Genomic DNA, 21,116 nt, shown 5'->3' with positions numbered 1-21,116 from the left:
AAAGAAGTAGTAGTTAACTTATTTTTATAAGACCTATTTAAAAACTAAAAGTGAAAATATTTAATACGAAACATCAACAAAAATCTGCAATAATAACAGCAATTATATTGTTATTATTAATTTTTGGAATACTAAACTATGGCATGCAATATTTAGATCCGCCAGAAGAATATGGAGTAGCTATAAATTTTGGAAACTCAAACAAAGGTTCAGGCAAACCTGTAGATACTTCAAAAAAAACAACGCCAAAAGAGGTTGTAAAAAAGAAAGAAGTTTTAGAAGAAGTAGTTAAAGAAACTCCAATAGAAAAACCTGTAGAAAAATTAATTACGAATAATGTTGCCAAAGATGTGCCAATTGTAGAAAAAGTAAAAGAACCCAAAAAAGCATCAGTTAAAAAAGTAGTTAAAGAAACTATAAAGCCAATAAAGAAAACCAAACCAAAACCATCTAAAGAAGCACAAGACGCTTTAAATAAATTATTAAGCAATAATGCAGATTCAGGCGCATCAAAAGGAGAAGGAGATGATGCTATTAAAGGTGTAAAGGGCAAGGTTAACGGAGATTCAAAATCTTCTAAATATTATGGAAACACAGGTACAGGCTCTGGTGGAAATTATAATTTAGCAGGTAGAAAGGCTTTGTCTAAACCAAAACAACAACCAGATTGTCAAGAAGAAGGCATTGTTGTGGTTCAAATAACAGTAAATAATAAAGGCGAGGTTGTTAAAGCAATTCCTGGTGTAAAAGGATCTACAAATACAGCACCTTGTTTGTTAAAGCCAGCTAAATTAGCTGCTTTAAGTACAAAATGGAATGTAGATTTAGAAGCACCAAAAACACAAACAGGCACCATTATTTATAAATTCTCTTTAACCAAATAATCATTTACATTTGTCTTTTTAACCCAATTGCTATTAAAATAGCATCTATTTTTTAGTATCATGACTTACAAAGAAACTACGCAGTGGATGTTTGCCCAATTACCTATGTACCAAAAAGAAGGTAAAACAGCATTCAAAAAAGATTTAACCAACATTTTAGCTTTCTCTAAAGAATTAAAGTTTCCAGAAAAGCAATTTAAATCGGTTCATGTAGGTGGTACAAATGGTAAAGGATCTACCAGCCATATGTTAGCTTCAATTTTACAAGAAGCAGGTTATAAAGTTGGTTTATACACTTCACCTCACTTAAAAAGTTTCACAGAAAGAATACGTGTAAACGGAGAAGAAATACCTAAAAGAAAAGTATCTTCCTTTATAGCAAAGCATAAAGCTTTTTTAGAAAAACAAAAATTATCTTTCTTTGAGATGACGGTTGGTTTGGCCTTTGATTATTTTGCAGCAAAAAAAGTAGATGTTGCTATTATAGAAGTAGGTTTAGGAGGTAGGTTAGATTCTACCAATATAATTACACCAGAATTATCTGTAATTACCAATATAGGTTTAGACCACACTCAGTTTTTAGGAGAAACACTGCCAGAAATTGCTTTTGAAAAAGCTGGAATTATTAAAAAAAATGTTCCCGTAGTTGTTGGAGAAAGGCAAGTAGAAACCATTAAAGTCTTTGCAGAAAAAGCACAAGAAACATTCTCAGAATTATTTTATGCCTCAGATTCTTTTATAGACTTTAAAACAGATTTATTGGGAGATTATCAACAAAAAAATGTAAAAACAGCTGTTGTAGCCATAGAGCATTTACATGGTTTTAAAGTTTCTGAAAAACATATAAAAAACGGTTTGCTAAATGTTGTAAAAAACACTAATTTAAAAGGTAGGTGGCAAATTTTGCAAGAAAAACCAAAGGTAATTTGCGATACCGCACATAATAAAGAAGGTTTAGAAATTGTTTTAAATCAACTAAAAAAAGAAACTCTTAAAAAAGTACATATTGTATTAGGTATGGTATCAGACAAAAAAATAGAAGCTATTTTGCCAATGTTTCCAAAAAATGCGAATTATTATTTTTGTAAACCAAATATACCAAGAGGGCTGTCAGAAACCATTTTACAAGAAAAAGCAAAAGAATTTGGTTTAATTGGAGAAAATTATTCATCAGTAAAAATTGCTTTAAAAAATGCGTTACTTAATGCAAATCAACAAGATATAATTTATGTTGGAGGCAGTACTTTTGTGGTTGCAGAAATTATTTAAATAAAAATCAATTTTTTGTTTGGTAGATTCAAAAAGCATGTTATATTTGCAACCGCTTAGGGCAATTAGCTCAGTTGGTTCAGAGCACCTCGTTTACACCGAGGGGGTCGGGGGTTCGAATCCCTCATTGCCCACCAAGTTTAAAATCCTTCACGTTGTGTGGAGGATTTTTTTGTTTTGATAACTGTTATTTTTAGAGATACAAGCTATTTTTTGTACTTTTGATTTCTTAAATATAAATTTGCTAAATAACGTATGAAAATACATTTATCTAAAAAGAAAATATTGATTACTGGAGGAGCTGGTTTTATTGGCTCTAATCTTTGTGAAGCTTTATTGCAGAGAGACAATCAAGTAATTTGTTTAGATAATTTTTCAACAGGAAAAAGAGAAAATATAACTCCTTTTCTTTCAAATGTAAATTTTACGCTAATTGAAGGTGATATTAGAAATCTAAAAGATTGCTTAAAGGCAACAAAAAATATCGATTTTGTTTTACATCAAGCAGCGCTAGGTTCTGTTCCAAGATCTATTTCAGATCCAATAACTACAAACGAAGTAAATATTTCTGGTTTTTTAAACATGTTAGTTGCTTCCAGAGAAAATAAAGTAAAACGATTTGTGTATGCTGCCAGTTCGTCTACTTATGGAGACTCTGTAGCACTTCCAAAAACCGAAGAAAATATAGGAGCGCCTTTATCTCCTTACGCTATTACAAAATATGTAAATGAACTTTATGCAAATATTTTTTCTAAGACCTATAGTTTAGAAGTTATTGGTTTGCGTTATTTTAATGTATTTGGCAAGCGTCAAGACGCTAATGGAGCTTATGCAGCAGTAATACCAAAGTTTATCAATTCTTTAATGAAATTAGAATCTCCAACAATTAATGGAGATGGAACAAATTCTAGAGATTTTACATTTATAGATAATATAATTCAAATAAACTTGTTAAGCTTATTAGCAGGTAAACATGCCGTAAATAAAGTGTACAATGCAGCATATGGCGATAGAAATACATTAAACGATTTAATGGCAATATTAAAACAAGAGTTGTCTAATTATAACCCAAAAATAAAAGAGGTTGCTGTTTTGTTTGGCGAAAATAGGTTGGGAGATATTCCACATTCACATGCAAGCATCAATAAAGCAAAAGAGTTGTTAAATTATAATCCTCAATTCTCTTTAAGAGAAGGGCTGCAAAAGTCTATAAAGTGGTATTGGGAAAATTTAAAATATGAATAAAATTAAAATAGCAGTAATTGGTTTAGGTTATGTTGGTTTGCCTTTGGCAAGACTTTTTTCAACAAAATATCCTGTAGTTGGTTTTGATATTAATGCAAAAAGAGTAAATGAATTAAAACAGGGTAACGATGTTACTTTAGAAGTAGAAAATCATATTTTAAAATCTTCGCTAAAAGTTGTTAATTCTATAGAAAATGGTTTGTTTTGCACTGATAGTTTAGAAGAAATAGCTAATTGTAATTACTACATAATAACAGTTCCTACTCCTGTAGATAAAAATAATAGACCTGTTTTAACTCCTTTAATTAAAGCAAGTGAAACGGTAGGGAAAGTTCTTAAAAAAGAAGATATCGTAATTTACGAATCTACAGTATATCCTGGAGCAACAGAAGATGATTGTATTCCTATTCTCGAAAAAATTTCTGGATTAAAGTATAATGTAGATTTTTTTGCAGGATATTCTCCAGAAAGAATAAATCCAGGCGACAAAAAACATACCGTAGAAAAAATATTAAAAGTTACTTCTGGCTCTACAAAAGAAGTAGGTAAAAAGGTAGATGAACTTTACAAATCTGTAATAACTGCAGGCACACATTTAGCGCCTACAATAAAAGTTGCAGAAGCTGCAAAAGTAATTGAAAACTCTCAACGAGATATTAATATTGCTTTTGTAAACGAGTTGGCAAAGATTTTTAATTTAATGGATATTAATACCCAAGATGTGTTAGAGGCTGCAGGTACAAAATGGAATTTTTTACCCTTTAAACCTGGTTTAGTGGGTGGGCATTGTATTGGCGTAGATCCTTATTATTTAGCACAAAAAGCACAAGAATATGGTTACCATCCTGAAATAATTTTAGCAGGAAGAAGGGTAAACGACGGAATGGGGAAATATGTAGCATCAGAAGTTGCTAAACTTATGATTAAAGAAAGTATTGAGGTTAAAGATGCAAATGTTTTAGTATTGGGAATTACTTTCAAAGAAAATTGCCCAGATGTAAGAAATACAAAAGCAGTAGATGTTGTAAATGAATTGTTAGATTTTGGAACTAATGTAACTGTTTTTGACCCTTGTGCAAATCCAGAAGAGGTAAAGAGAGAATACGGTTTAGACTCGCAAAATAAGGTTCCTGTTCAAAAATTTGATGCCATTGTTTTAGCAGTCGCTCACAAAGAATTTGTAAGTTTAGATTTAAACAAATTAAAGAAAGAAAAGGCAGTTGTATATGATGTTAAAAACTTTTTACCTGCTCAATTAATAGATAAAGCATTGTAATGAAAAACTTCGCATTAATGGGTGCAGCTGGTTATATTGCGCCTAGACATTTAAAAGCAATTAAGGATACTAATAATAATTTAATTGCAGCATTAGATAAGTTTGATTCTGTAGGCGTAATGGATAGTTATTTTCCAGATGCAGATTTTTTTGTAGAATTTGAACGTTTTGATAGGCATGTAGAAAAGTTAAAGAGAAATAAAAATATAAATCTAGATTTTGTTAGCATTTGTACACCCAATTACTTGCATGATTCTCATATAAGAATGGCGTTAAGAAGAGGTGCAGATGCCATCTGTGAAAAACCAATTGTGTTAAATCCATGGAATATAGATGCTTTAGAGGCAATAGAAAAAGAGTCTAATGCAAAAATAAATACGATTTTGCAATTAAGGTTGCATGAATCTATAATTGCATTAAAAAATAAAGTGTCAAAAGAAAAAAAAGAAGGTAAATATGATGTTGATTTAACATACATTACCTCTAGAGGAAAATGGTATGATATTTCTTGGAAGGGAGATGAATCTAAATCAGGAGGAATAGCCACAAATATAGGTGTGCATTTTTATGATATGTTGTCTTGGGTATTTGGAAATGTACAAGAAAATATTGTTCATTTAAGAGAACGAAATAAAGCTTCTGGTTATTTAGAATTTGAGAATGCGAGAGTGCGTTGGTTTTTATCTATTGATGAAAATGATTTACCTAACAATATCAAAGAAAAAGGTCAACGAACCTTTAGGTCTATAGATATTAATGGAGAAGAGTTAGAGTTTAGTAAAGGTTTTACAGAGTTGCATACAGATAGTTATAAGAAAATCCTAGTAGGAGAGGGGTTTGGTTTACAAGAGGTAAGAACTTCTATTGAAATTGTGCATCAAATTAGAAATGCTGAATTAGTGCATTTAGGAGAAAAACATATGTTTATAAAATAAATTATGAAGAAAAAAGCGATTATTGTATCGGGTTATTTTAATCCAATACATAAAGGACATTTAGAATACTTCAATAATGCTAAAGCCATGGCAGATGAACTTATTGTTATTGTTAATAGCGATATGCAAAGAGCCTTAAAAGGTTCTAAAGAGTTTCAAAAAGAAGATGAACGTCTGTTTATTGTGCAAAATATTAAGGCGGTTGATAAAGCAATAATTTCTATCGACAAAGATAGAACTGTTCGTCAGAGTATAGCACATTTGCATAAAACATACACTAAAGATTACGATTTAGCTTTCGCCAATGGAGGAGATCAAAATAATGATTCTATTCCGGAAGCGCCAATTTGTAAAGAATTAAATATAGATTTGATAGATGGTTTGGGCGATAAGGTGCAATCTTCTTCTTGGCTACTGGCAAAAAAATAAAACAGGAAAATACCTCTTTTACATTTTAATAAAAAAACTATATTTGTGTCCATGAAAATAGGAATAACTTTTAGTGCATTTGATTTGCTACACGCAGGTCATATTAAAATGTTGGAAGATGCAAAACGTCAGTGTGATTACTTAATTTGTGGCTTACAAACAGATCCAACCTTAGATAGGCCAGATAAAAATAGACCCGTACAATCTGTAGTAGAACGTTACATTCAACTAAAAGGATGTAAATATGTAGATGAGATAGTTCCTTATGCAACAGAGCAAGATTTAGAAGATGTTTTACGCTCTTTTAAAATTGATGTTAGAGTTATTGGAGATGAATATGCCAGTAAGCAATTTACAGGAAGGCAGTATTGTGAGGAGAAAGGCATTGATTTGTATTATAACAAAAGAGAACACCGCTTTTCTAGCAGTGGCTTAAGAAAAGAAGTGCAAGAAAAAGAAAATCTAAAAGCTAAAGATAAGTAGTTTTTATGAACATAGCAGTTATAGGCTCTGGTTATGTAGGTTTAGTGTCAGGAACTTGTTTTGCAGAAATGGGAAATAAAGTAACCTGTGTGGATATTGATCCAAATAAAATCCAAAAATTAGAACAAGGTGTAATTCCTATTTTTGAACCTGGGCTAGAGCAAATGGTTTTGAAAAATGTTAAAAAAAACAATTTATTTTTCACCACGAATTTAGAAGAAGCTATTAGCGATGCTCAAATTGTATTTATTGCTGTAGGGACACCAATGGGTGATGACGGTTCTGCAGATTTACAGTATGTTTTAGCAGTAGCTAAATCTATTGGAGAGACCATGAACAAAAGGCTAATTGTGGTAGATAAATCTACAGTGCCTATTGGAACAGCAGATAAAGTAAAGGCCACGATTCAAAATGAGTTAGATAAAAGAGGAAAAGACATTGATTTCCATGTAGTCTCTAATCCAGAATTTTTAAAAGAAGGAGCTGCAATAGACGATTTTATGAAACCAGATAGAGTGGTTATTGGAGCTGATTCTGACTATGCATTTGAGTTAATGAAACAACTGTATTCTCCATTTTTTAGAACGCATGACCGTTTCATAAGTATGGATATTCGTTCTGCAGAAATGACAAAGTATGCTGCAAACGCAATGTTAGCTACAAAAATTTCATTTATGAATGAAATTGCCAATATTTGTGAAAAAGTTGGTGCAGATGCTAACAAAGTAAGAATTGGTATTGGTTCAGATAAAAGAATAGGTTATAGTTTTATTTATCCAGGTGCTGGTTATGGAGGTTCTTGTTTTCCTAAAGACGTAAAAGCATTAAAGAAAATTGCAGAAGAACACGGTTACAAAGCAGACTTAATTGAATCTGTAGAAAACGTTAATGACGCTCAAAAATTAGTGATCGCAAAGAAAATTGTAAAACGCTTTGGTGAAGATTTAACAGGTTTAACTTTTGGTTTATGGGGTTTAGCCTTTAAACCAGGTACAGATGATATGCGTGAGGCACCAGCAATTTACGTAATAAAAGAGTTGGTAAAAAGAGGTGCTAAAATAAAAGCATACGATCCAAAAGCAATTGATGAGGCTAAAGAATTTTACTTAAAAGATATCGATGTACAATATTTTGAATCTAAATATGAAGTCTTAAAAGGTTCAGACGCATTAATTTTGTTAACGGAGTGGAAAGAATTTAGATCTCCAGATTTTGATGAAATTCAATCTCAATTGCAACATCCAGTTATTTTTGACGGTAGAAATCAATACAACGCATTTAATCTAGAATCAAAAGGATTCGAATACTTTCAAATAGGAAAATAAAAATCTAATAATTAACAGGTTTTTCATTTTTTATTTGTGCTAAACAATTCCTATTTCTGTTATAACCAATAGTTTTTATTTGATAATAGTCGGCTATTTGGTCTACTATGCTCTTCAAAAATTTAGTTATGTTGTCTTTAACTATATTTTTATTTTTTTAATAATGGTTTCAATTGTAAATGGAATTTTGATTCATGTTTTTATCTTTTTGCCATAAGTGCTTTTTTTTATAAATCATGCTTTTATAAAGGGCTTTCGTAAGTTTATTTTCTGAAAAGTTTGTTTTTTATTAGCTTGAAATCAGTTGGTTGTTTTCGGTTTTCTTAATTTGGCTAACTCGGTTCAATTAATGTATCATTTGATATCGAGTACCTCTACATCGCTAGAAAGGACATTTTTTAGCATATAAATACTTAATGCCTAAAAGTAGCGTTTGTTTTTTCTTTTACAAATCTATTAAAGAGTACCTATATTTTTACAAATAGGTTTTTTTTAATACAACAACAAAAACACGTTTTGTTTCAAGGAATCTTAGAAATATTTTGCTTCAGAAAAAGAGGGGAGTTTTTTTGTTAAAATCGTATGCAAGGAATTTTTAGAGATAAGGAAAAACCCCTTTTTTTAAACGGAAAAATAAATATATATTTGCAAGCGAAATTGATAAGGAAAAGTTATACCAGAATTACGAAATCTAATAAAGATTTTAATTGTCATTTATTTGGCTAGTTTTTTCTTGAAATGCCAATTTTTGATTAAAAATAATGAAAAAAGATTCTAAAATATACATTGCAGGCCATCGAGGTATGGTGGGGTCTGCTGTTTGGAGAGCTCTAGAAACAAAGGGATATACGAATTTGGTGGGTAAAACTAGTAAAGAGCTAGATTTAAAAAATCAAAAAGAAGTTTTAGATTTCTTGAAAATAGAAAAGCCAGAGGCCATTATAGACGCTGCAGCTAGAGTTGGAGGTATTTTAGCAAATAACGACTTTCCGTATCAGTTTTTAATGGAGAATATGCAAATTCAAAATAATTTAATTGATGGAGCATTAAAATCAGGAATAGATAAGTTTATTTTTTTAGGCAGTTCTTGTATTTATCCTAAATTGGCCCCACAACCTTTAAAAGAAGAATATTTGCTAACAGATTCATTGGAGTCAACAAATGAATGGTATGCAGTAGCTAAAATAACTGGTGTAAAAGCCTGTCAGGCAATTAGAAAGCAGTTTAATAAAGATTATGTAAATCTTATGCCGACTAATTTATATGGTTATTTTGATAATTTCGATTTAGAAACATCACACGTATTACCTGCTATGTTGCGTAAATTTCATGAAGCAAAAGTTAATGATCATGCAGCTGTTATTTTATGGGGAAGTGGAACTCCAATGAGAGAGTTTTTATTTGTAGATGATATGGCGGAAGCAACAGTGTATGCTTTAGAGAATAAGTTGCCAGAATATTTATACAATGTTGGTTCTGGAAAAGATATTACAATTAAGGAACTTGCAGAAACCATTCAAAAAGTTACCGGTCATAAAGGAGAAATAATTTGGGATGCTGAAAAACCAGATGGTACTCCAAGAAAGTTAATGGATGTATCTAAGTTAAAAGAATTAGGTTGGCAATATTCAACAGAACTAGAAGAAGGAATTCAAAAAACTTATAATTGGTTTCTGAAGAATATAGAGAATATTAAAGAAGTAAAAATATAGTATATAACTGTCATTGCGAAGAATGAAGCAATCTGTTAAAAATAATTTAAAATGGAAAACAAACCTAAAGTCGCATTAATTACTGGAATAACCGGACAAGACGGGTCTTATTTAGCAGAACTACTTTTGGAAAAAGGATATATGGTTCATGGTATTAAAAGAAGGGCATCTCTTTTTAATACCGATAGAATAGATCATTTATACCAAGATCCACACGATCCTAACCAAAGATTAAAATTGCATTATGGAGATTTAACAGATTCTATGAATCTAACTAGAATTATCCAAGAATGCCAACCAGATGAAATTTATAACTTAGGAGCCATGTCTCATGTAAAAGTATCATTTGATATGCCAGAATACGTTGGTAATGTTGATGGGTTAGGGACATTAAGAATTCTTGAAGCTGTAAGGATTCTTGGTTTAGAAAAAAAAACTAGAATTTATCAAGCATCAACTTCAGAATTGTTTGGTGGTATGCCAGAGAATAAAAATGAAAGAGGTTTTTACGATGAAAACTCACCATTATATCCGCGTTCACCCTATGGTGTAGCAAAAATATACGGTTTTTGGATTACAAAGAATTATCGTGAAGCTTACAACATGTTTGCTTGTAATGGATTGTTATTTAATCATGAATCTCCAAGAAGAGGAGAAACTTTTGTGACCAGGAAAATTACGCGCGCAGTAGCTAAAATAGCTTTAGGCCTGCAAGAAAAAGTGTATTTAGGTAATTTAGAGGCTAAACGTGATTGGGGGCATGCGAAAGATTATGTGCGCATGATGTGGATGATTTTGCAAGCGGAACAACCAGAGGATTGGGTAATTGCAACAGGGGAAACAACAACGGTAAGGGATTTTGTAAGAATGGCCTTTAATGAAGTTGGTATAGAAGTTGAGTTTAAAGGCAAAGGAGTAGATGAAAAAGGCTATATTAAGAATATTGATGAAGTAATATATCAGCGAACGACTGGTTTCAGTCCTGGCCAACAACCAACAACCAACAACCAACAACCAAAAGAAGGCCAAGAAGTTTTATCTGTAGACCCTACATATTTTAGACCTACAGAGGTAGATTTGTTAATTGGTGATCCAACAAAAGCAAAAGAAAAATTAGGCTGGGTTCCAGAACACGACCTGGCCTCATTAGTGAAAGATATGATGGCAAGTGATGTTAATTTAATGAAAAAAGATAAATATCTAAAAGAAGGAGATTATACTATTTTAAACTACTTTGAGTAAGTTGTTACTTGAAATTAACTGGAAATTAATTTTCTATATGTTTTTTAATAAGTTATAAATTTATAATGATTAAAAATAATCCCTTCATTTTTAGTAATGGTTTTTATAAATATTTTAAAAATACTTCTTGGTTATTTACAGAGATTCTGTTAAGAACTATAGTTACTTTATTTATTGGAGTATGGGTTGCTAGGTATCTAGGACCTAGCAGCTTTGGCTTGTTTTCTTACGCGCAAAGTTTTGTAGCTCTTTTTGCAGTTATTGCAACACTAGGTTTAAATAGTATAGTGGTTAGAGAATTGGTGGCAAATAAAATTGCTCCAGGTAAAATAATTGGTACTGCTTTTGTATTAAAATTAATTGGAGCAATTACCACCCTATTATTATTAGGGATTGCCATTATTTTTACAGAAAACAGTAAATCCACAAACCTTTTTATTTTTATTATAGCATCTGCAACTATATTTCAAAGTTTCAATGTAATAGATTTTTACTTTCAGTCAAAAGTTCTTAGTCGTTATGTTGTTTTTGCAAATATATTTTCTCTTCTAGTGTCTTCAATAATTAAAGTTTATCTGATATTAAGTAGTGCATCATTAATTTCTTTTGTTTGGGTTGTTTTATTTGATAGTATTGTTTTAGCTACAGGATATATATATATGTATAGTAAAAATAACTTGTATTTTAATGATTGGAAGTTTGATTCGCTTATTGCTAAAAATATGCTCAGAGATTCATATCCTTTAATCATAGCAGGTGTTATTAATTCTGTATATATGAAAATAGATCAAGTAATGATTAAAGATATTTTAAATGACATTGATGTAGGTTATTATTCAGCAGCGGTTAAATTAAGTGAAGCTTGGTTTGGTGTTGGTGTTATTATATGTAATTCACTCTTTCCAGCTATTCTTAATTCAAAAAAAATTTCAACAGATTTTTATTACAAACGAATACAAAAGCTGTTTGTTTTTTTAATCGTTATATCGTATTTGTTAAGTGTTTTTGTTTATGTCTTTTCAGACTACATAGTACTAAGTCTTTATGGTGAAGATTTTTATAAAACATCTAATGTGCTTTCAATTCATATTTTTTCAGCAATTTTTGTGTATTTAGGTGTTTCTAGTGGAAGATGGCTAATTAGTGAAAATAAAGCTTTTTTGAATTTAAGTAGAAATATAGCCGGCTTAATTGTTAATATAACTTTAAACTTTATACTTATAAAAGATTATGGTATTATAGGTGCTGCTTATGCTTCTTTAACTGCTTATATATTGGCTTTTTATGTATTTGATTTATTCCTTAAAGATACAAGAAAAATTTTTATATTAAAAAGTAAGGCGCTGTTACTCTTAAAACTGCAATTATTAATTACGGATGACAAAAAATGACTAAAAAATGAAGAATAAAATAAAAAATGTATTACAAAAAAATAATCAGTTATTTCAGCTTTTTAAAGGAGCAAGATTATTGCAAACATCATCTCTGTCTAAAGTAACAGGGGGTAAAAAGAAGTATCCAAAAGTTATACAATTGCCAATTACTTATAATTGTAACTCTAAGTGTGTAATGTGTAATGTTTGGCAAATGGATCATAGTGGAGAAGCAACTGTAGAAGAATTTGCAGGTTTTATGCAAGATGATGTTTTTAGTAAAGTAGAATCTGTAGGTATAAATGGGGGTGAGCCTTCTTTAGTTCCTAATTTAGACGAATATGCTGCGGAAATATTAAAACTTCCATCTTTGAAACACTTAAATATAATATCCCATGGATTTAGTCCTATACCTTTATTTAAAAGTGTAGAAAAAATATATAAATTGTGTAAAGAAAAGAATATTTCATTTCATATTTCAATATCTTTAGATGGTGTTGGGAAAATTCATAATACAGTAAGGGGTAAAAAAGTTTTTCATAAAACTACTTCAACTATTGATGAAATTATTAAGAATCAACACAAATACTGTGATACTTACAATATAGGTTGTACAGTAATTAATAGAAATGTTGATAATTTGGTAGAATTAGATACTTTTGCTGACAGGAAAAAATATGATATAAAATTTAGATTAGGTATTGATAATAAAAGAATAGAGAGTGATCAATTAAGGGATCAATACTCTGTATTATACAGTCCTCTTAGGCAAAGTGCTAAAGAGTTCTTTCATTATCAATTATCTAAATCAAAAGATTTATCAAGTAAGTTTAAATATTTTGCAATTTTTTATTGGTTAAACGCTAGTAAACCTAAAAGACTTCTCGGTTGTCTTTGGAAAGATGAAGGAGTAACATTGGATTCAAGAGGTGAGTTATATTATTGTGCAGTAGCAAGTGATAGTATTGGTTCGTTAAGAAAAGATAAAGGCACAAAAATATTTTTTGATGATAAAAATATTAATTACAGAAAATCAATTATAAATAATAGTTGTGATGGTTGTATACATGACTATTCTGGACAACCAGAAATTAAAGATTCTTTTAAATATATTGTTGACACAATAAAGGCAAAGTATACAATGAAAATGTATAAAATTAAATTAAAATTTATATAATGAAAATAGTAATTATAGGATGGTATGGAACTGAAACTATAGGAGATAGAGCTATATTAGCAGGTTTAATTTCTTTTTTTAATAAAGCGTTTAATAAGTTTGAAATACAGTTAGGTAGCTTGTATCCCTTTTTTAGTGAAAGAACAGTAAATGAAGATTATAGTTTTTTAAAAGAAATTATTAAAAAAGATTTGAGTATTAATATATTTAATACTCAAAATTCAAAAGAACTCATAGAGAATATAAAGGAATCCGATTTAGTTGTTATTGGAGGTGGACCTTTAATGGATTTAAATGAACTTTACATGTTAGAGTATTCCTTTAAAATAGCAAAAAAAAATAAAATAAAAACGGCAATACTTGGTTGTGGTATTGGTCCTCTCTTTAATAAAGGTTTTAGAAAATCAGTCTTAAATATTGTAAATAACAGTGATTTAGTTATCCTAAGAGACTCTAAGTCTAAAGATAATCTTTCCGAAATATTTAAAGAGTTTAAGGTTGACTTTGATCCTAATAATATTTTAACGAGTTTTGATCCAGCTGTCGAATGTACTTTAGAGTTCAATAAAATTCACAAAAAAAATAATGAAGATTATATTGCTGTTAATTTAAGAGAGTTTCCTTTAGAATATAATACAAGTAACAATATAAATAGTATAAATGAAGACCTTAAAATATTTATTAAGGATTTAGCTGTAAAATTTTCTGATAGAGAAATTCGACTCATTCCAATGCATTATTTTCATATTGGTGGTGATGACCGGGTTTTTTTAAATAAAATTTTATTAGATATAGAAAAAGAAAATGTTATAGTTCAGAATAGTAACTTAACTTTAAAAGAAACTATTTCTGTTTTTAGTAATTCCTATTTCAATGTAGGTATGAGGTTTCACTCTGTAGTTTTACAAACTATTGTTAGTGGTAAAAATTATGTTCTTGATTATACTGAACCTAAAAGAGGAAAAATATATGGTTTTATAAGAGATATTGATACTATTAATTATTATGATAAAAGATATATTTCATTACAAGAAGACGACATTAATATAGATATTATAAGGGATATCGATGATGAATTTCTCTTTAACACACAAGATGTTAAAATGAAATTAGATATTTATATTAATAACTTAAAGAAAATAAGCTAATGAAAATACTAATTGTAAATACTTTTGATACTAATGGAGGTGCTGCGAGAGCAGCATTTAGATTACATGAAGCATTACTTTCTCAAGGTGTTAATAGCACAATGTTAGTAACCCATAAAGAAGGAGACAATTTTAGAGTAATTCAACAGTTCAGTAGATTAGGAAAGGTATTTAATCAGATTCAGCTATTATTAACAAACATTCTTATAAACAGATATAAAAAAAGAAGTAAATCCCTTTTCAGTTCTTCATGGATTCCTTTTTCTAATTTTTCTTCAGTAATAAATCGATTAGATCCAGATATTGTTCACCTTCATTGGATTTCAGGAGGTATGCTTAATTTTAGTGAACTTTTAAAAATTAAAGCTCCAATTGTATGGAGTTTACACGATATGTGGAGTTTTACAGGTGGGTGTCATTATGATAAAAATTGTGGTAATTACCTTAAAGAGTGCGGTTATTGTCCAATTTTAGGAAGTAACACTGAAAATGATTTAAGTAGTAAAATATTTAAACATAAAAAAAGAATTTTATCTAAAGTAACTAACTTAACTATTGTTGGTTTAAGTAATTGGCTTAAAGATTGTGCCGAAAAAAGTAGCTTATTAAAGGATAGTACAGTTGTCAACCTACCAAACCCAATAAATACTAATCTTTATCGCCCTTTGGGAAGAGAACATTCCAGAAATTTATGGAGTTTGCCTAAAGATAAAAAACTTGTTTTATTTGGAGCTGTTGGTGCTATGAGCGATTCTAGAAAAGGCTTTAAACAGCTTTCGGAAGCTTTAAAAGTTTTACCCGACAAAAACATAGAGTTCGTTATATTTGGAAGTAGTAAACCAGAGTATGATGATGTATTTGACATAAAAACCCATTATGCTGGTGTTTTAAAGGATGATATGAGTTTAGTAACCCTTTACAATGCTGTAGATGTAATGGTCGTTCCAAGTTTACAAGAAAATTTATCAAATGCCATAATGGAGTCCCTTAGTTGCGGAACTCCTGTTGTTGGTTTTGATATTGGTGGTAATAAGGATATGATATTACATAAGGTTAATGGTTATCTTGCAAAACCTTTTAATAAACAAGATTTAGCAAATGGTATTTCTTGGGTGTTAAATTCTTCAAATTATGAAGAAATTAGGTGTAATTCGAGAAAGAAAGTTTTAAATGAATTTAGTAATGATGTTGTTGGAAAAAAATATATTAAACTTTATGAAGATATTATTAAATAAATAATTATGTATCTAAAAAAAAAATTACCACTAATAACAATAATTACTGTTGTTTATAATGGTGAAGAATATATAGAAAAAACAATACAAAGTATAATAAATCAAACTTATACTAATTTTGAGTTTATTGTTATTGATGGAGGTTCAACTGATAATACCTTAAATATAATTAAAAAATATGAAAACAAAATTTCTTATTTCATATCCGAACCTGATAAAGGAATCTTTGATGCTATGAATAAAGGGTTGCAAAAAGCAAATGGAGAATGGGTTAATTTTATGAATTCCGGTGATATGTTTTATGATTTTAATGTTTTAAAAAGCGTTTTCTGTTTTGATTATAACGATTTCGATATGATATATGGTGATGTAAACCTTTTTGATGATAAAGACTCATATTTTGTAAAAAGTAAAACAAATAAGATTAAAATTAACTTAAATGCTATTTGTCATCAATCTGTTTTTATTAAAACAAAAATGCACCCAGCTTTTTCTTTAAATTATAAATTATCTGCAGATCATCAAATTATTTACGGTTTTATAAAAAATAAAAAAGTGAAGTATTTAAATATTTTTATATCAAAGATATTAATAGGTGGGGTAAGCTCGAACTTAAAAGATACGAGAAAAGAAAAATTTAAAATAACTTTAAATAATGGTAATCATATAGATATATTGTTATCTTTTTTTCTTTATTTGTACGGGATGATTAAAGATTATTCTAAAAAAATTATTCTTAAGTTTCTTCCAATTAATTTCTTTTATTTTTTACGAGGTTTTAAAAATAAAATTGAACAAAGTTAATATGTTAAAAATAAAAAATCCGATCGTGTTTTTTTTTGTTCTTTGGTTGTTTGTATTGTATTTATATTCTAAACAATACAGCCTTCTTTTGACGGATTTAAATAATTTAACAATTATATATATCCTTTTAACAGGCTTATCTTTATTAATTTCATACTGTTTTGTAAGAATGCTTTTCACGCATAAATTTTTTGAAAAAAAAAAAGTTTATGATGTGAATTTTGGTGTAACAAATTTTAGATTAAAAAAAATATTTAAAATATGGTTGTTTTTCACATTAATAGAAGTCATTTATTTTAAGGGTTTACCGTTACTATCTCTCATTGGTATCGGCTCAGGACGGTATACAGAGTGGGGTATTCCTAGTTTACATGGCTTTTTAAATGCAATGGTAATAACATTTTCTAATTATCTATTTTATTTTTATCTTAAAAAGAAAGATAAAAAATACCTATATGGTTTTTTAGTTTGTATTCTTTGGCCAATTTTATTGATGACAAGACAAATGTTTATGAGTATGATTATAATGGCTACTATTATTTATATTTTAACAAATAAAATAAAATTAGCTGCTATGTTAAAAGTTGTTTTTTGTCTTTGTTTGGTTATTTATGTATTTGGTTGGGCTGGAGATTTAAGATCTGGAAGTTCGATAGCATTTATAAATCTTGTCCAACCATCTTCGGATTATCCTACTTGGCTACCATCTGGCTTTTTATGGGTATATGTATATATGGTATCACCATTAAATAATTTAAATTTTAATATTGATATATTTCCTAATTTACATTTTGACCCTTCTCCACTAATTTCAAGTTTTTTTCCTTCATTTTTAAGAAAAGAAATTTTTCCAAGTTCAAATCAATTTAATTTTCAATTAGTCAATGAGAATTTAAATGTTTCTTCTATGTTTCCTAAGTATTTAGATTCGTTTGGATATTTTGGCTCATTGTTATTTTATTTTTTTTTAGGTCTTTTTATTAGTTTCGTTTATTTTAAATTTAAATCTAAAAATACAAGTATAAAATGGTTATTTATTTTAGTGATTATATTTCACAACATAATATTATCAGTTTTTGTTGATTTTTTCTTCAATTTAGTATTTCTTTTTCAAATGTTTTTACACTTATATATAGCCAAATCACCTAAAAAAAAAACATATGTTAAAAATTAGTGTAGTAATTCCCGTTTTTAATGCTTCTAAGTCTATAAAAGACGCATTAAATTCAATTGTAAATCAAAGTTACCAACCCTATGAAATTATAATTATAAATGATTGCAGTACAGATGGGTCTAATGAGATAATTGAAAAATTTACATTAGGAAGTAGTAATATTTTTTTTATTGACTTGAAGGTTAATTCTGGTGTCTCTTTTTGTAGGAATTTGGGTTGGAATAAGAGTAGTGGAGATTATGTTGCTTTTTTAGATTCGGATGATATTTGGAACTTGAATAAATTAAGTATAATGGTTAAAGCTATAGAACTTAATTATCCAGATTTAATAGGCCATGCTTATAATGAAAAAAAAGAAAAAATAAATATTTCTCCTAATTTTAATGGAAAATATTTAAACGAAATTGGGTTTTATAAATTACTTCTTAGAAATCGATTTCAAACTTCTTGCGTGTTAATCAACTCTAAAATCAAAGAACGTTTTAATGAGACTATAAGTCATTCAGAGGATTACGAGCTTTTTCTTAGGATGGCAGCAAAAAAACAAAAAATTTATTACTACAAAGAACAATTAACAGATTTAGGGCGGCCCCAATTAACAGAAGGGGGCTTAAGTGGAAATAAATTAAAAATGCGTAAAGGAGAAATAAAAGCTTATAGATCTGCATTTAAAATAAGAAAATTAAGATTTTTGCTACCTTTTGGAATTTTTTTTTCTTTTTTAAAATATATCATTAAAATGTATCGTTAATTTCCTAAAGTTTAAAATCAATAATAAACGACTCAATTACCATTATTTATCCAAATGAAATATAAAATTACAAGTTGTATTGTTATGTATGAGAATAATGTGGATATGCTTCAGAAGTGCATAGACTCATTTTTAAATACGGATTACAGTGTTAAATTATTTTTAATAGACAACTCTCCAACAGATTATTTAAAAATACTCGCTACAGATAAACGTATAAAATATATACACAATCCTTCTAACCCTGGTTTTGGAGCTGCTCATAATATCGCAATTAAAGAAGCATTAGCATGCAAATCTGAATACCATATTGTGCTAAATCCAGATATTTATTTTGGGAAAGGGGCAATCGAAGGAATGATTGGTTTTATGGATAAGAATAAAGAGTTTGGTCAATTATTACCTAAGGTTACTTATCCGACAGGTGAACTTCAATTTTTATGTAAAAGAAATCCAACTTTTTTTGATTTATTTGCAAGGGGGTTTATGCCTAATTTTCTAAAAGAAAGATTTAAAAAAAGGTTAGATAAATATGAGTACAAAGACCATGATTATGACGAAATTATGTATGATATTCCGTATTTATCAGGTTGTTTTATGTTAATAAGAACTTCTGTTTTTAAGAAAGTGGGTTTCTTTGATGATAAAATTTTTATGTATTTAGAAGATGCAGATTTAACAAGAAGAATTTTAGAGGTTTCAAGAACAGTATATTATCCTAAAGAGAGAATTTATCATCATTTTGCTAAACTTACTCACAAAAAGCTTAAATTTAAATGGATAACAGTAGAAAGTGCTTTTATATATTTTAAAAAATGGGGCTGGTTTAAACATATTGTATAAATGGATAAAATTTTAATTTCTGGAGGGAATGGTTTTTTAGGTAAGTATTTTGTTTCTTTTTGGAACAAAAAAGGCTTCAATACGCATTCATTAGGTAGAGATAAGAGTAATAGTGTTGTTTGTAATCTAGCAGATAATGTGCCTAATTTAAAAGACAAATATAAGTATGCTATTCATTGCTCTGGTAAAGCTCATGTTGTTCCAAAAACACAGAATGAAATAGATTTATTTAATAAAGTAAATTATATTGGAACTAAGAACTTCTTAAAAGGTTTGGATTTATTAAAAGAGTTACCTAAAGCTATAATTTTAGTTAGTTCAGTTTCAGTTTATGGCTTGGAAAATGGTGAATTAATCAAGGAAAATTCACCTTTATTAGCACAAGACCCATATGGTAAAAGTAAAATTTTGGCTGAGGAATATTTTCTTAATTGGATTAAAAATAAAGATATAAAGGCAACTGTTATTAGATTACCCCTTATTGTTGGTAAAAAACCTTTGGGTAATTTACAGGCTATGATACATGGAATTAAATCTGGTAAGTATGCTAATTTATGTGGTGGTAAAGCCAGAAAATCAATGGTTTTAGCAAAAGATATTGCGGAATTTAGTCCTGTATTATTTGAAAATTCAGGAATTTATAATCTTACGGATGGTAATCATCCTAGTTTTAAAGAATTATCAATAACAATTTCAAAAAAACACGCTAATGTTAAAGTATTAAATTTAATTAAACCTTTAGCGATATCTGTAGCTATTTTTGGTGAATTAATTGAAAAAATGTTAGGCAAAGAATTTCCGATAAATTTAAGGAAGTATTCAAAAATGACAAAAAATCTTACATTTGACGATTCAAAAGCAAAAGGTATTGGTTGGAATCCCCAAAATATTCTTAGTTTTGAAGATTGGTAAATCAATTTTATTCAAATAAATAATTATGAAAGGAATTATATTAGCAGGAGGAAGTGGAACACGTTTGTATCCAATAACAAAAGGAGTTTCAAAACAATTGTTACCGGTTTATGATAAACCTATGATATATTACCCATTATCGGTGCTAATGTTAGCAGGGATTAAGGAAATATTAATTATTTCTACACCAGAAGACTTGCCTAATTTTGAGAAATTATTAGGTTCAGGAGAAGATTTAGGGATTAAGCTGAGTTACAAAATACAACCTAGTCCAGATGGTTTAGCTCAAGCTTTTATTATTGGTGAAGATTTTATTGGTAATGATAATGTATGTTTGGTATTAGGAGATAATATTTTTTATGGTCATGGTTTAACAGAAATGTTACAATCTGCAAGAAAAAATGTAGAAGAAGAAAATAAATCTACTGTTTTTGGCTATTATGTTAATGACCCTGAAAGGTATGGAGTAGCAGAGTTTGATAAAGAAGGAAATGTTACTTCTATTGAAGAAAAACCTAAAGAGCCAAAATCTAATTATGCAGTGGTAGGTTTGTATTTTTATACGAATGATGTAGTTCAAATCGCCAAAAAAATTAAACCTTCCCATAGAGGGGAACTAGAAATAACTACTGTAAATCAAGAATATCTTAACAAAAAAAGTTTAAAAGTACAATTAATGGGTAGAGGTTTTGCTTGGTTAGATACAGGTACACATGATTCTCTTATGGAAGCTGGACAATTTATAGAAACGATTGAAAAAAGACAAGGTTTAAAGGTTGCTTGTTTAGAAGAAATTGCATTTTTTATGAATTATATAGATAAAACTCAATTAAGAAAACTAGCAGAACCATTAAAAAAGAATGGTTATGGTCAATATTTATTAAATTTAGCTAAATAGA

Annotated in this window: 20 protein-coding genes and 1 tRNA gene; all 21 read left to right on the top strand. The window is 28.9% G+C overall.

Annotation, left to right across the window (positions count from 1 at the left end):
* Positions 1-50 precede the first annotated feature (50 nt).
* The 21 genes from Q0762_RS08800 to rfbA all read left to right on the top strand — a co-directional run bounded on the left by Q0762_RS08800 (position 51) and on the right by rfbA (position 21,115).
* Positions 51-884, top strand: coding sequence for an energy transducer TonB (locus tag Q0762_RS08800; protein ID WP_298766086.1), 834 nt, complete (start codon positions 51-53; stop codon positions 882-884).
* 60 nt (positions 885-944) lie between these two features.
* Positions 945-2,153 (top strand): folylpolyglutamate synthase/dihydrofolate synthase family protein, encoded by a 1,209-nt coding sequence (locus tag Q0762_RS08795; RefSeq protein WP_298766083.1) that lies wholly within the window; start codon positions 945-947, stop codon positions 2,151-2,153.
* 59 nt (positions 2,154-2,212) lie between these two features.
* A tRNA-Val gene (locus Q0762_RS08790) sits at positions 2,213-2,290 on the top strand.
* A gap of 118 nt (positions 2,291-2,408) precedes the next feature.
* Positions 2,409-3,398: an SDR family oxidoreductase gene (locus Q0762_RS08785; RefSeq protein ID WP_298766081.1), complete on the top strand. Its 990-nt coding sequence runs from the start codon at positions 2,409-2,411 to the stop codon at positions 3,396-3,398.
* Positions 3,391-4,674 (top strand): nucleotide sugar dehydrogenase, encoded by a 1,284-nt coding sequence (locus Q0762_RS08780; protein WP_298766079.1) that lies wholly within the window; start codon positions 3,391-3,393, stop codon positions 4,672-4,674. Before Q0762_RS08785 ends, Q0762_RS08780 begins: the two co-directional genes overlap by 8 nt.
* Complete coding sequence (locus tag Q0762_RS08775) at positions 4,674-5,609, top strand: Gfo/Idh/MocA family oxidoreductase (RefSeq protein WP_298766077.1); 936 nt, start codon at positions 4,674-4,676, stop codon at positions 5,607-5,609. The genes Q0762_RS08780 and Q0762_RS08775 overlap by 1 nt, the downstream gene beginning before the upstream one ends.
* Positions 5,610-5,612: 3 nt before the next feature.
* Positions 5,613-6,038, top strand: coding sequence for an adenylyltransferase/cytidyltransferase family protein (locus Q0762_RS08770; RefSeq protein WP_298766075.1), 426 nt, complete (start codon positions 5,613-5,615; stop codon positions 6,036-6,038).
* 51 nt (positions 6,039-6,089) lie between these two features.
* Complete coding sequence (locus tag Q0762_RS08765) at positions 6,090-6,521, top strand: adenylyltransferase/cytidyltransferase family protein (RefSeq protein ID WP_298766073.1); 432 nt, start codon at positions 6,090-6,092, stop codon at positions 6,519-6,521.
* Positions 6,522-6,526: 5 nt separating this feature from the next.
* The gene (locus Q0762_RS08760) at positions 6,527-7,846 is read left to right on the top strand and encodes a UDP-glucose/GDP-mannose dehydrogenase family protein (protein ID WP_298766072.1); all 1,320 of its coding nucleotides are present in this window, start codon (positions 6,527-6,529) and stop codon (positions 7,844-7,846) included.
* A 761-nt stretch (positions 7,847-8,607) separates the two neighbouring features.
* Entirely contained in the window at positions 8,608-9,558 is a 951-nt protein-coding gene (locus Q0762_RS08755) for a GDP-L-fucose synthase (RefSeq protein ID WP_298766067.1), read from the top strand.
* Positions 9,559-9,609: 51 nt separating this feature from the next.
* Positions 9,610-10,800, top strand: coding sequence for a GDP-mannose 4,6-dehydratase (gene gmd, locus Q0762_RS08750; protein ID WP_298766065.1), 1,191 nt, complete (start codon positions 9,610-9,612; stop codon positions 10,798-10,800).
* Positions 10,801-10,865: 65 nt separating this feature from the next.
* Positions 10,866-12,191 (top strand): flippase, encoded by a 1,326-nt coding sequence (locus Q0762_RS08745; RefSeq protein WP_298766063.1) that lies wholly within the window; start codon positions 10,866-10,868, stop codon positions 12,189-12,191.
* A 7-nt stretch (positions 12,192-12,198) separates the two neighbouring features.
* Complete coding sequence (locus Q0762_RS08740; RefSeq protein ID WP_298766061.1) at positions 12,199-13,350, top strand: radical SAM protein; 1,152 nt, start codon at positions 12,199-12,201, stop codon at positions 13,348-13,350.
* Complete coding sequence (locus Q0762_RS08735) at positions 13,350-14,498, top strand: polysaccharide pyruvyl transferase family protein (protein WP_298766059.1); 1,149 nt, start codon at positions 13,350-13,352, stop codon at positions 14,496-14,498. Before Q0762_RS08740 ends, Q0762_RS08735 begins: the two co-directional genes overlap by 1 nt.
* Positions 14,498-15,733 carry a glycosyltransferase family 4 protein gene (locus Q0762_RS08730; RefSeq protein ID WP_298766057.1) on the top strand — a complete coding sequence of 412 codons (1,236 nt, stop codon included), beginning with the start codon at positions 14,498-14,500 and terminating at the stop codon, positions 15,731-15,733. Before Q0762_RS08735 ends, Q0762_RS08730 begins: the two co-directional genes overlap by 1 nt.
* Positions 15,734-15,739: 6 nt before the next feature.
* Positions 15,740-16,537 (top strand): glycosyltransferase family 2 protein, encoded by a 798-nt coding sequence (locus tag Q0762_RS08725; protein ID WP_298766055.1) that lies wholly within the window; start codon positions 15,740-15,742, stop codon positions 16,535-16,537.
* Position 16,538: 1 nt separating this feature from the next.
* The gene (locus tag Q0762_RS08720; protein ID WP_298766053.1) at positions 16,539-17,711 is read left to right on the top strand and encodes an O-antigen polymerase; all 1,173 of its coding nucleotides are present in this window, start codon (positions 16,539-16,541) and stop codon (positions 17,709-17,711) included.
* On the top strand, positions 17,698-18,462 hold the full coding sequence (locus Q0762_RS08715) for a glycosyltransferase family 2 protein (protein WP_298766051.1): 765 nt from the start codon (positions 17,698-17,700) through the stop codon (positions 18,460-18,462). The genes Q0762_RS08720 and Q0762_RS08715 overlap by 14 nt, the downstream gene beginning before the upstream one ends.
* A gap of 54 nt (positions 18,463-18,516) precedes the next feature.
* On the top strand, positions 18,517-19,305 hold the full coding sequence (locus Q0762_RS08710) for a glycosyltransferase family 2 protein (RefSeq protein WP_366940995.1): 789 nt from the start codon (positions 18,517-18,519) through the stop codon (positions 19,303-19,305).
* Entirely contained in the window at positions 19,306-20,217 is a 912-nt protein-coding gene (locus Q0762_RS08705; protein WP_298766048.1) for an NAD(P)-dependent oxidoreductase, read from the top strand. It abuts the gene before it with no gap.
* 25 nt (positions 20,218-20,242) lie between these two features.
* Positions 20,243-21,115 carry a glucose-1-phosphate thymidylyltransferase RfbA gene (gene rfbA, locus Q0762_RS08700; protein WP_298766046.1) on the top strand — a complete coding sequence of 291 codons (873 nt, stop codon included), beginning with the start codon at positions 20,243-20,245 and terminating at the stop codon, positions 21,113-21,115.
* Position 21,116: the final 1 nt, after the last annotated feature.

It is taken from the genome of uncultured Polaribacter sp. (assembly GCF_947495205.1).
Taxonomy (GTDB): Bacteria; Bacteroidota; Bacteroidia; order Flavobacteriales; family Flavobacteriaceae; genus Polaribacter.
The sequence above is the reverse complement of the archived record's forward strand: the minus strand, read 5'-3'. Positions and strand labels throughout refer to the sequence as shown.